Consider the following 12,896-nt stretch of genomic DNA (forward strand, 5'->3'; position numbering starts at 1 on the left):
GCGGGGGCCGAGGAGCAGCATGAAGAGCGACGAGCCGATCGGCTACCGCCGGTTCCTCACCCCCCTGCCCGTCGCGCTGCTGAGCCTGGCCACGGTGCTGGCCGCCCTGGCGCCCGAGGAGGGCGCGGTCCACTCCCACCTCACCCTCCTCCCGCTGGTCGCGGTCACCGCCGCCTGGACGCTGGCGATGTACACCCTGCGGTCCGGGAAGTGGCGGAGCCGCACCGGCCCGATGCTGACCTACGTGGCGGGCCAGCAGGTGCTGGCCGCCCTGCTGATGACGCAGCACCCGATCTTCTTCGTGTTCGCCGTGATCGGGTTCGTCCAGGCCTACGACCTGCTCCCGCCGCAGTGGGCCCTGGTCAGCGTCGGCGCCACCTCGCTGATCATCAACCTGGTCCCCAGCGGGGTACCGGACAACTCCAAGCGGATCGCCATCGCGGCCGCCTCGGTCTCCCTCCAGACCTGCCTGATCGGCGTGTTCGGCAACCTGGCGCACCGCTTCAACCAGCGCAGCGAGGAACGCCGCCGGCTGGTCGCCGAACTGAAGGCGGCGATCGCGGAGAACAACGGCCTGCACGCCCAACTGCTGATCCAGGCCCGGGAGGCGGGCATCCAGGACGAGCGGCAGCGGATGGCCCACGAGATCCACGACACCATCGCGCAGGGGCTGGCCGGCATCATCACCCAGCTCCAGGCCGCCGACCGGACCAGGCCGCAGCCCGAGCAGCGCGAGTGGCACCTCGAACAGGCCCGGATGCTCGCCAGGGAGAGCCTCACCGCGGCCCGGCGCTCGGTGGCCGCGCTGCGCCCGGCGGAGCTGGAGGAGGCCGCGCACCTGCCGAGCGCCATCCAGGACCTCGCGCGGCGCTGGTCGGCCCGCGAGGACGTCCCGGCCTCGGTGGAGGCCACCGGCGACCCGGTCCCGCTGCTGACGGAGATCGAGATCGCGCTGTTCCGGGTCGCCCAGGAGACCCTCGCCAACATCGCGAAGCACGCCCGTGCCAGTAAGGTCAGGTTGACTATTTCCTACCTGGAGGACACGGTCATGCTGGACGTTCACGACAACGGTGTCGGCTTCACCGTGGCCGACCTGGACGGGCCGCCGCCCGCCGACGGCGACAGCGGCTACGGGCTGGACGGCCTGCGCCGACGGCTCGACCGGGTGCTCGGTACCCTGACCGTGGAGAGCACTCCGGGCACCGGAACCGCCGTCAACGCGAGCGTGCCCGCGATCCGCCGGGGCACCGGGTCATGAGCGAACAGCCTGTCCCCGTCCGGCTGCTGATCGTGGACGACCACCCGATCGTCCGGGACGGCCTGCGCGGCGCGTTCACCAACAGCCCCGAGTTCGAGGTGGTCGGCGAGGCCGGCAACGGCGCCGAGGCGCTGGACCTGGTCGCCGAACTGAAGCCCGACCTGGTGCTGATGGACCTGCGCATGCCGGTGATGGACGGCGTCACCGCGATCCACCGGCTCGGCGAGACCGCGCCCGAGGTGCGGGTGCTGGTGCTGACCACCTTCGACACCGACAACGACGTGCTGCCCGCGATCGAGGCGGGCGCCACCAGCTACCTGCTCAAGGACGCGCCCACCGAGGAGCTGCTGCGGGCGGCCCGGGTGGCGGCGCGGGGCGAGGCGATGCTCTCCCCCACCATCACCAAGCGCCTGATGGACCGGGTGCGGCGGCCCAGCAACGGCATGCTGAGCGCGCGCGAGCTGGAGGTGATGCGGCTGGTCGCCCACGGCTCCTCCAACAAGGAGGTCGCGAGCCGGCTGTTCATCACCGAGGCCAGCGTCAAGACCCACCTGCTGCGGATCTACGACAAGCTCGGGGTGCGCGACCGGGCGGGCGCGGTCGGCGAGGCGTTCCGGCGTGGCCTGGTGACCTGAACCCCTGAGCCCGGCTTCCGGCCGCAACGCCCGGTGCCCGGGCCCGCCGTGACGGCGGGTCCGGGCACCGGGCGTTCTGGTCAGCTCCCCAGCTCGTCGTCGATCAGCGCGAAGATGTCCTCCGCCGTCGCGGACTCCAGGTCGCTGTCGTCCTGCGGCTCCAACGGCCCGTCGTTGTCGCGCAGCCGGTCCAGCAGCAGTTCGAGCCGGGCCCGGACCCCGGCCCGCTCCGCCCCGGCCAGCGCGGCCAGGTCGGCCTCCATCCCGGCCAGCCTGGCCAGCAGGTCCTCGGCCGGGTCGGCCTCGGGCAGCAGGCTCTCCCGCAGGTGGCGGGCGAGCGCGGCCGGGGTCGGGTGGTCGAAGACCAGGGTCGGGGGCAGCCGCAGGCCCGTGGCGGTGTTCAGCCGGTTGCGCAGCTCGACCGAGGTCAGCGAGTCGAAGCCGAGGTCCTTGAACGGCCGGTCGGCCGCCACGGCGTCCGTCGAGCCGTGCCCGAGGACCACCGCGGCGTTCCCGGTGACGAGGTCCAGCAGGGTGGCGTCGCGCTGCGCGTCGGCCATCACGGCCAGCCGCTCGGCCAGCGCGGGGCCGTCCGCGCCCCGGTTGTCGGCGGCCCGGCGGACCGTCCCCCGCACCAGCGCGCGCAGCAGGGCGGGCACCGGGTGGGCGGCGGCGCGCAGGACGCCCAGGTCGATCTCGACCGGCACCAGGTGGGACCGGCCCACGCTGCGCGCCCGGTCGAACAGTGCGAGCGCCCTGGCGGTGGACAGCGGCGCGCTGAGACCGCCGGCCCTGGCCTGGTCGGCCTTCCCGAGGTGGCCCGTGAGCTCGCTGGCCTGCTCCCACAGCCCCCAGGCCAGCGACTGGCCGGCCAGGCCGTCGGCCGTCCGCCGGGCGGCCAGGGCGTCCAGGAAGGCGTTCGCCGCGGCGTAGTTGGCCTGCCCGCCGGAGCCGAAGGTGCCCGACACCGAGGAGTACAAGACGAACATCGCCAGATCGTGACGGGCGGTCAGTTCGTGCAGGTTGAGCGCGGCGTCCACCTTCGGGCGCAGCACCGTGGCGAGCCGCTCCGGTGTCAGCGAGCCGAACACCCCGTCGTCCAGCACTCCGGCCGCGTGCACCACACCGGTCAGCGGACGGGCCAGACCCTCCAGCACGGCCGCCAGCGCCGTACGGTCCGCCGCGTCACAGGCGACCACCTCGGTCTCGGCTCCCGACTCGGCCAGCGCGGCGACCAGTTCGGCCGCCTCCGGACTCCCCGGCCCACGACGACTGAGCAGCGTCAGGTGCCGCACCCCGTGCCCGGCGACCAGGTGACGGGCCAGCAGCCCGCCCAGCGTGCCGGTGCCGCCGGTGATCAGCACGGTGCCCTCGGGGTCGAGCGGCGCGGGCACGGTGAGCACGTTCTTGCCGACGTGCCGGGCCTGGCTGACGTGCCGGAAGGCGCCGACGGCGTCCCGGACGTCCCAGGCGGTGATCGGCAGCATCCGCAGCGCACCGGCCTCGAACAGCTCGATGACCTCGTGCAGGATGCCGCCCATCCTGGCCGGCCCCGCCTCGCCCAGGTCGAAGGCCCGGTACCGGAGGCCGTCGGGCTGCCGGATGTCGGTCTTGCCCATCTCCAGGAAGCGCCCGCCCTCGGCTAGCAGCCGCAGCGAGGCGTCGGTGAACTCGCCGGCCAGCGAGTTCAGGACGAGGTCCACCCCGCGCCCGCCGGTCGCGGCGCGGAACCGCTCCTCGAAGGCGAGGTCGCGCGAGGAGGCGATGTGCGCGTCGTCCAGACCGGCGGCACGCAGCACGTCCCACTTGCCACGACTGGCCGTGCCGTACACCTCCAGCCCGAAGTGACGGGCCAGTTGGACGGCCGCCATGCCCACACCGCCGGCCGCCGCGTGCACCAGCACCGACTCCCCCGGCCGGGCGTCGCCCAGGTCGCGCAGCCCGAAGTAGGCGGTCGCGAACACCAGGGGCACCGACGAGGCCTGGGCGAACGACCAGCCCTCCGGCACCCGGGCCAACAGCCGCCGGTCGGTGACGGCCCGGTCGGCCGCGCCGCCCGCGAAGAAGCCGAACACCCGCTCGCCGACGGCCAGGTCGGTCACCCCGGCGCCGACCTCCAGCACGAGGCCGGCGGCCTCGGAGCCCATCGCGGCCGTCCGGTCCGGGTACATGCCCAGGCCGATCAGCACATCGCGGAAGTTGAGGCCCGCCGAGCGCACCGCGACCCGCACCTCGCCGGCCTTCAGCGGCGCGTCGGCGTCCGGCGCGGGCACCAGCGCCACGTCCTCCAGTCCGGCGCCGCGGCCCGCGATGCCGAGCCGCCAGGCGCCCGCCGTCTCCGGTGGGGTCAGCCGGGCTACGGTGGCCTCCAGGACCAGCCGCGGCACCCGTACGTCGCCACCGCGGACGGCGAGTTGGGGCTCCTCGCCGCCGGCCAGCGCGGGCCAGCCGGCCCAGGGGTCGGCCTGGCCGCCCTCGGCCTCGACGTCCACCAGCACGATGCGGTCCGGGTTCTCGGTCTGCGCCGAGCGGACCAGGCCCCACACCGCGGCTCCGGCCGGGTCACCGCCGGTGCCGGCCGCCGTCGCCCCGCGGGTCAGCACCACCAGCCGGGAGTCGGCGAACCGCTCCTCGGCCAGCCAGGCCCGCACCTCGCCGAGCACCCGGGCGGTCGCCCGGTGGACGGCGGTGGCGGCGAACTCCCCGCCGGTGTCCGCGGCCAGGACGGTCACCGGCGGTACGTCCGCTCCCCCGTCCAGGTCGGCGAGCAGCGCCGCCAGGTCGGCGTGGCGGTGGCCCGCCCCGCCCTCGGGGGCCGCCCCGACCACCGCCCAGGCGGTCAGGTCGGGCTCCGCCGCACCGGCCGCCGCCGGGGGAAGCGGCCGCCAGTCCACCGCGAACAGCGCGTCCGGTCCTGCGGGGGCGGTGGCGCCCAGCGCCTCCGGGGACACCTCGCGCATCACCAGCGAGCCGACCGTGGCCACCGGGCGCCCGGTGCCGTCGGCCAGGCGCAGCGCGACACCGTCGGCGGTCCTGGTGATCCGGGCCCGCAGCACGGAGGCGCCCACCGCGTCCACCCGGACGCCGGTCCAGGCGAACGGCAGGGCGGTGCCCCCGGTCCCGGACCCGCCCGCGAAGCCGACCGCGTGCAGCGCCGCGTCCAGCAGCGCCGGGTGCAGGCCGAAGCCGGCCGCGTCCTCGGCGGCCTCCTCGGGCAGCGCGACCTCGGCGTACACCGCGTCCTCGGCCCGCCAGGCGGCGCGCAGCCCCTGGAACACCGGGCCGTAGCCGTAGCCGCTGCCGGCCAGCGTGTCGTAGAAGCCGTCCAGCGGCACCGGCTCGGCGGCCGGCGGTGGCCAGGCCGTCAGGTCGAAGGGCTCGGCCTCCGCGGCCCCGGTCAGCAGGCCGGTGGCGTGGCAGGTCCAGGGGGCCCGGTCGCCGGTCCTGGCGTGGATCTCCACCCGGCAGTCGTCGCCCTCGCCGGGGGCGGCCACCCTGACCTGGACCTGCGCCTCGCCCCGCTCGGGGAGCGTCAGCGGCGACTGCACCACCAGCTCGTCGAGCACCGTACGGCCGACCTGCTCGCCGGCCCGCAGCGCCAGCTCGACCAGCGCGGTGCCGGGCACGACCGGCCGGCCGAGCACGGTGTGGTCGGCCAGCCACGGGTGGCTCGCCGTGGACAGCCGGCCGGTCAGCACCGCGCCGCCGTCCCCGGCCAGGGCCAGCACGGCGCCCAGCAGCGGGTGCCCGGCGGGGGCCTGGCCGAGGGCCGCCACGTCGCCTGCGGCGGCGACCGGGCGCGGCCAGTAGCGCTCGCGCTGGAAGGCGTAGGTGGGCAGGTCGGCGTGCGGTCCGGCCGGCAGAGTTGCCGCCCAGTCGACCTCGGCGCCGGCCGTCCAGAGCCGGCCGAGACCGTGCCAGAACGTCTGCGCCTGTTCCCGGCCGGCCCGCTGGAGCGGGGCGAACACGGCGTCGGGGAGGGTCTGCTGGGCCAGGCCGCAGAGCACGCCGTCCGGGCCCAGCTCCAGGAAGCGGGTGGCGCCGTGCTCGCCCAGCCAGGCGACGTCGTCGGCGAACCGAACGGCCGCCCTGACCTGGCGCACCCAGTAGCCGGGGTCGGTGAGCAGCCCGGGTTCGGCGATCGTCCCGGTCACGTTGGACAGCAGCGGGATGCGCGGCTCCGCGAAGGCCAGCTTCTCCAGCACCGTCGCGAACTCGGCGAGCATCGGCTCCATCAGGGCCGAGTGGAAGGCGTGCGAGACGCTCAGCCGGCTGGTCCGGCGGCCCTCGGCCTTCCAGTGGGCGGCCAGCTCGTCGACGGCCTCCGCCGGGCCCGAAACCACCACCGAGGAAGGCCCGTTGACGGCGGCGATGTCGGCCCGGTCGCCGATCGCCCCGGCCGCTTCGGCCTCGGTGGCCTGGACGGCGAGCATCGCGCCGCCCTCGGGCAGCGCCTGCATCAGCCGCCCGCGCGCCGCCACCAGCGCGCACGCGTCGGCCAGCGAGAACACCCCCGCGACATGGGCCGCCGCCACCTCGCCGATCGAGTGCCCGAGCAGGAAGTCCGGTACCACGCCCCAGGATTCGAGCAGCCGGTACGAAGCGACCTCGACCGCGAACAGCCCGGCCTGCGCCCACACCGTACGGTCGAGATCCTCGGCGCCCTCGAACACCACGTCCTTCACCGGACGGTCCAGCAACAGGTCCAGCTCGGCGCAGACCGCGTCGAAGGCGTCCGCGAACACCGGGAACGCCCCGTACAGCCCGGCGCCCATCCCCACCCGCTGCGCGCCCTGACCGGTGAACAGGAAGGCCGTACGGCCCTCGGCCACGGCGCCGGAGACCACGCCCGCGCCGGGCTCGCCGGCGGCCAGCGCCGCCAGCTCCCCGGCCTGTTCGGCCCGGTCCGCGCCGAGCACCACCGCGCGGTGCTCCAGGGCCGTCCGGCCGGACAGCGCCCGGGCCACCTCGGCCGGGCCGTCCTCCGGCCGGGCCGTCAGGTGCCCGCCGAGCCGGGCGGCCTGGTCCCGCAGCGCCGCCCGCGTCCGCCCGGACAGCGGCCACGGCGCCGGGCCCGGGGTGGCGCCCGGCCGCTGGGCGGCCGGCGGCTCGCCCTGCTCGACGATGATGTGGGCGTTGGTGCCGCTCATGCCGAACGAGGAGATGCCGGCCCGGCGCGGCCGGCCGGGCTCCGGCCAGGGCCTGGCCCCGGTCAGCAGCTCGACCGCGCCGGTGGACCAGTCGACGTGCGGGGTGGGTTCGTCCACGTGCAGGGTCGGCGGGAGGACGCCGTGGCGCATCGCCATGACCATCTTGATGATCCCGGCGATACCGGCAGCGGCCTGGGTGTGCCCGATGTTGGACTTGATCGAGCCCAGCCACAGCGGGTCGCCGGTGCGGCCCTGCCCGTAGGTGGCCAGCAGGGCCTTGGCCTCGATCGGGTCGCCCAGCCGGGTGCCGGTGCCGTGCGCCTCCACCGCGTCCACGTCGCCCGAGGCGAGTCCCGCGTTGGCCAGGGCCTGCCGGATCACCCGCTCCTGCGAGGGCCCGTTGGGGGCGGTGAGGCCGTTGGAGGCGCCGTCCTGGTTGATCGCGCTGCCGCGCACCAGGCCGAGCACGGGGTGCCCGAGCCGCCGCGCGTCGGACAGCCGCTCCAGCAGCAGGATGCCGACGCCCTCGCCCCAGCCGGTGCCGTCCGCCGCGGCGGCGAAGGCCTTGCACCGCCCGTCGGCGGCCAGGCCCAGCTGGCGGCTGAACTCCACGAAGGCCGACGGCGTCGCCATCACGGTGGTGCCGCCGGCCAGGGCGACGGAGCACTCGCCGCGGCGCAGCGCCTCGGCCGCGGCGTGCAGGGCGACCAGTGAGGAGGAGCAGGCGGTGTCCACCGTCATGGCCGGGCCTTCGAGCCCGAACACGTAGGAGATCCGCCCGGAGAGCACCGCGGCCGCGGTGCCGGTGCCGCGGTGGCCCTCGCTGTCGGACGGTCCGGAGAGCAGCGCCGCGTAGTCCTGGCCGTTGGTGCCGATGTACACGCCCGTCCGGCTGCCGCGCATCGCGCGCGCGTCCAGCCCGGCCCGCTCGAAGGCTTCCCACACCGTCTCCAGCAGCAGCCGCTGCTGCGGGTCCATGGCCAGCGCCTCGCGCGGGGAGATGGCGAACAGCGCCGGGTCGAAGTCGGCGACGCCGGACAGGAAGCCGCCGGCCCAGGCGGCCTCCGCGCCGCCCTCGCCGGCGGGGGCGCCGAGCGACGGCCAGCCGCGGTCGCCGGGCAGCCCGGACACCGCGTCGACGCCGTCGGCGACCAGCCGCCACAGCTGTTCGGGGGTCTCGACGCCGCCCGGGTAGCGGCAGCTCATCGCGACGATCGCGATCGGCTCGTCGACCGCCGTCACCTGTACGGTGTCGGCCGCAGGCCCGGTGCCGAGCAGTTCGCCGCGCAGCTGGACGGCCAGTTCGCGCGGGGTGGGGTGGTCGAAGACCAGCGTGGCGGACAGCCGCAGACCGGTCTCGGCGGCCAGCGCGTTGCGCAGTTCGAGCGCGGTGAGCGAGTCGAAGCCGAGGCCCTTGAACGGCACCTCGGGCGGGACGTCGGCCGCCTCGCGGTGCCCGAGCACGGCCGCCGCGAGCCGCCGGACCAGGTCGAGCAGCAGCCGCTCCTGCTCGGCCGGCGGCAGCGGGGCCAGCTTCCCGGCCAGCGGGGAGGCGCCCTCGGCCGGCTCTGCGGCCGGGGCCTCCAGCGCCCGCGCCACCTCCGGCAGGTCCTCGATCAGCGGGCGGCGGCGGCTGGCGGCGAACGCCGGGGCGAAGCGCTCCCAGCGGACGTCCGCGACCGCGACGCCCGTCTCGCCGCCGTCGACGGCCTCGGCCAGCGCCCGCATCGCGAGGGCCGGGTCGAGCAGGGCGAGGCCCCGGCGGCGCAGGAAGTCCTCCGACTCCCCCTGCACGGCCATGCCCGCCTCCGCCCACGGGCCCCAGGCGACGGCCAGCCCGGGGCGGCCGGCCGCCCGGCGCTGTTCGACCAGGGCCTCCAGGTGGGCGTTGGCCGCGCCGTAGACGGCCTGGGCGCCGGAGCCCCAGGTGGCCGAGATCGAGGAGAACACCACGAACAGGTCCAGCGGCAGGCCGGCGGTCAGCTCGTCGAGGTGCGTCGCGCCGTCGGCCTTGCCGCCGAGCACGGCGGCGATCTCCTCGACGGTGGTGTCCGTCAGCAGGGAGGCCTGGCCGATGCCGGCCGCGTGCACCACGCCGGTCAGCGGCAGGTCGGCCGGGACGGCGGCCAGCACCGCGGCCAGCGCGTCCCGGTCGGCGGCGTCGCAGGCGGCGACCGTGACCCGGGTGCCGAGCCCGGTCAGCTCGGCCACCAGCGCGTCCACGCCCTCGGCGGCGGTGCCGCGCCGGCTGGTCAGCACGACGTGGGGGGTGCCCCGGCGGGCGAGCCAGCGGGCCACCTCGGCGCCGAGCGCGCCGGTGCCGCCGGTCACCAGGACGGTGCCGGCGGGCGGCCCGAGCGGCTCGACGGCGTCCGGACGGGCGGCGCGCGCCAGGCGGCGGACGTACGTACCGGCGCCGCGGACGGCGACCTGGTCCTCGGTGCCGGCCAGCACGGCGGCCAGCCGGGCGGCCGTCCTGGGGTCGGCCGCGGCGTCCGTCCCGGCATCGCCGGCGGGCGGCAGGTCGACCAGTCCGCCCCAGCGCTCCGGCAGCTCCAGGGCGGCGGCCCGGCCGAGGCCCCACAGCTGTGCCGCCCGCGGGTCGGACGGCCCGTCGGAGCGGCCGGTCGAGACGCCGCCGCGGGTGGCCAGCCACAGCGGGGCGCCGATGCCCGCGTCGCCCAGCGCCTGGATCAGCGCGACCGCCGCCTGGACCGGCTCGGGGTGCCGGCCCAGCGCGGCCAGCACTCCGGCCGGGGCGGCGGCGGCCTCGCGCAGCCGGGCGGTCAGGGTGGCCCTGGTGTCCGCGGCACCGGTCTCGACCAGGACCACCTCGGCGCCCGCGGCGGTCAGCAGCCGCTGTGTGTCGGTGTCGCCGGGGGTGGTGACCACCAGCCAGGTGCCGGTGAGCGTCCCGGCCGCGGGCGCGTCGGTGAGCGGCTTCCAGCGGACCCGGTAGCGCCAGGAGTCGATGACGGCCTCGTCCCGGCGGCGGCGCCGGAAGGAGGACAGCGCGGGCAGCACGGCCCGCAGTTCCCCCGGGTCGGCGGCCACGCCGAGCGTGCCGGTCAGCTCGTCCACGTCCTCGCGCTCGACGGCCGCCCAGAACCCGCCCTCGGCGGTGCCTTCCGTGCCCTCGGCCCCGGCGGCGGGCGCGGGGGCGGGCTTGGCCCAGTAGGACTGGTGCTGGAAGGCGTACGTCGGCAGCGCGACGGGGCCGTCGGCCCGGCCGGCGTAGGCCGCCGGCCAGTCGACGGCGGCGCCCGCCGTCCAGAGCGCGCCGACGGCGGTGTGGAAGGCGCGCACGCCGTCGTGGCCGGCGCTGCGCAGCACCGGGGCGAAGGTGCCCTCGGCGCCGGCGCGCAGGGCCATCGCGCAGAGCACGCCGTCGGGGCCGAGTTCGACGAAGCGGGTGACGCCCTGGCCGCTGAGCGCCGCGACGCCGTCGGAGAAGCGGACGGCGTCGCGGACCTGGCGCAGCCAGTAGTCCGGGGTGGTGAGCAGCCCTGGCCCGGCGAGTTCGCCGGTCAGGTTGGAGACGATCGGGATGCGCGGCTCGGCGAAGGTCAACTGCTCCAGGACGGCGGCGAATTCGGCGAGCATCGGCTCCATCAGCGCCGAGTGGAAGGCGTGCGAGACGGTCAGCCGCCGGGACTTGCGGCCCTCGGCCTTCCAGCGCGCGGCGAACTCCTCCACCACCTCGGCGGGGCCCGAAACCACCACCGAGGCGGGGCCGTTGACGGCCGCGACGTCGAGGCGGTCGCCGATCGCCTCGCGCACCTCGGCCTCGCCCGCCTGCACGGCGAGCATCGCGCCGCCCTCGGGCAGCGCCTGCATCAGCCGGCCCCGCGCCGCCACCAGCGCACACGCGTCGGCCAGCGAGAACACCCCCGCCACATGGGCCGCCGCCACCTCGCCGATCGAGTGCCCGAGCAGAAACTCCGGTGCCACGCCCCAGGATTCGAGCAACCGGAAGGACGCGACCTCGACCGCGAACAGCCCGGCCTGCGCCCACACCGTACGGTCCAGATCCTCCGCGCCCCCGAACACCACGTCCTTCAGCGGCCCGCCCAGGTCGAACCCGGCGCAGACCTCGTCGAAGGCCGCCGCGAACACCGGGAACGCCTCGTACAGGCCCTTGCCCATCCCGACCCGCTGCGCGCCCTGCCCGGTGAACAGGAACGCCGTCCGGCCCTCGACCGCCACCCCGGTCACCACGCCCTGGCCGGACCGCCCCTCGGCCAGCGCCGCCAGCGCCCCGCCGAGGGCCTCCGCCGAGTCGCCGAGGACGACCGCGCGGTGCTCCAGCGCGGCCCTGGTCCCGGCGAGGGCGTGCCCGGCGGCCGCCAGGTCGGGCCCGGTCGCCAGGAACTCCCGCAGCCGCTCCGCCTGCCCGCGCAGCCCGTCCGGGGACTTGGCGGACACCGGCCACAGCGTCGCGCCGGTGGCCGCGCCCGGCTGCGGCGCGGGCAGCGGGTCGCCCTGTTCCAGGATGACGTGGGCGTTGGTGCCGCTCACACCGAAGGAGGAGACGCCCGCACGGCGCGGCCGGTCGGTCTCCGGCCAGGGACGCGCCTCGGTGAGCAGCTCCACCGCCCCCGCCGACCAGTCCACGTGCGGGGACGGCTGCTCCGCGTACAGGGTCCGCGGCAGCAGGCCGTGCCGCATCGCCTGCACCATCTTGATGATCCCGGCGACGCCCGCCGCCGACTGGGTGTGCCCGAGGTTCGACTTGATCGAGCCCAGCCACAGCGGCCGGTCGGCGGGCCGGTCCTGGCCGTACGTCGCCAGCAGCGCCTGGGCCTCGATCGGGTCACCCAGCCGGGTGCCGGTGCCGTGCGCCTCCACCGCGTCCACGTCGCCCGAGGCCAGTCCGGCCGCCGTCAGCGCCTGCCGGATCACCCGGCGCTGCGAGGGGCCGTTGGGGGCGGTCAGACCGTTGGACGCGCCGTCCTGGTTGACCGCGCTGCCACGCACCACCGCGAGCACCCGGTGCCCGTTGCGGCGGGCGTCGGAGAGCCGCTCCAGCAGCAGCAGGCCGACGCCCTCGCTCCAGCCGGTGCCGTCCGCGCCGGCGCCGAAGGAGCGGCACCGCCCGTCCGAGGCCAGGCCCTGCTGCGCGCTGAAGGCGTGGAAGACGTCCGCGCCGGTCAGGACGGTGACCCCGCCGGCCAGGGCGAGGGTGCACTCGCCGCCGCGCAGCGCCTGGACGGCCAGGTGCAGGGCGACCAGCGAGGAGGAACAGGCCGTGTCCACCGTGACCGCCGGGCCCTCCAGGCCGAACACGTACGAGACGCGGCCGGACAGCACGCTGGTCGCGCCGCCGGCCAGGACGTACCCCTGGTCGGCGTCGGGCGCGCCGATCCCGTAACCGGAGGAGGTCCCGCCGATGAACACCCCGGTCCGGCTGCCGCGCACGCCGTCCGGCGCGATCCCGGCGCGTTCGAACGCCTCCCAGGCGCCCTCCAGCAGCAGCCGCTGCTGCGGGTCCATCGCCAGCGCCTCCCGCGGCGAGATCCCGAAGAACGCGGCGTCGAAGCGGTCGGCGCCGTCCAGGAAGCCGCCCTGGGCGGCGAGTTCGCCGGCGGCGGCGTCCGCGCCGAGCCCGTCCGAGCTCCAGCCGCGCTGGTCGGGGAACGGGGTGATCGCGTCACCGCCCCGTTCGACCAGCCTCCAGAGGTCGTCCGGCGAGGAGACGCCGCCGGGGTATCGGCATGCCATCGACACGATCGCGACGGGTTCGCCGGCCGCGGCGGTCAGTTCCCGGTTCCGGGCGCGAAGCTTCTCCGTCTCCTTGAGGGAAGCTCGCAGCGCTTCGACATAGTCCTGGGTTGAGGCCATCGCAAGCTCCGA

Annotated in this window: 3 protein-coding genes; 2 read left to right on the forward strand and 1 reads right to left on the reverse strand. The window is 76.5% G+C overall.

All coding sequences use genetic code 11. The features are described 5' to 3' along the window. Positions 1-19: 19 nt before the first annotated feature. Entirely contained in the window at positions 20-1,258 is a 1,239-nt protein-coding gene (locus ACIQOW_RS17325) for a sensor histidine kinase (RefSeq protein ID WP_401085387.1), read from the forward strand. Beyond that, complete coding sequence (locus ACIQOW_RS17330) at positions 1,255-1,893, forward strand: response regulator transcription factor (RefSeq protein ID WP_188299918.1); 639 nt, start codon at positions 1,255-1,257, stop codon at positions 1,891-1,893. Before ACIQOW_RS17325 ends, ACIQOW_RS17330 begins: the two co-directional genes overlap by 4 nt. A gap of 80 nt (positions 1,894-1,973) precedes the next feature. Here the strand turns inward: ACIQOW_RS17330 and ACIQOW_RS17335 are convergent, their stop codons facing one another. Continuing rightward, the gene (locus ACIQOW_RS17335) at positions 1,974-12,884 is read right to left on the reverse strand and encodes a type I polyketide synthase (RefSeq protein ID WP_401085389.1); all 10,911 of its coding nucleotides are present in this window, start codon (positions 12,882-12,884) and stop codon (positions 1,974-1,976) included. Positions 12,885-12,896: the final 12 nt, after the last annotated feature.

The sequence above is a fragment of the Kitasatospora sp. NPDC091335 genome, assembly GCF_044757205.1.
GTDB lineage: Bacteria > Actinomycetota > Actinomycetes > Streptomycetales > Streptomycetaceae > Kitasatospora.

Excerpts from the sequence above, each read along its gene's own strand:
- ACIQOW_RS17325 (WP_401085387.1), top strand. The coding sequence starts at position 20 with ATGAAGAGCGACGAGCCGATCGGCTACCGCCGGTTCCTCACCCCCCTG.
- ACIQOW_RS17330 (WP_188299918.1), top strand. The coding sequence starts at position 1,255 with ATGAGCGAACAGCCTGTCCCCGTCCGGCTGCTGATCGTGGACGACCAC.
- ACIQOW_RS17335 (WP_401085389.1), bottom strand. The coding sequence starts at position 12,884 with ATGGCCTCAACCCAGGACTATGTCGAAGCGCTGCGAGCTTCCCTCAAG.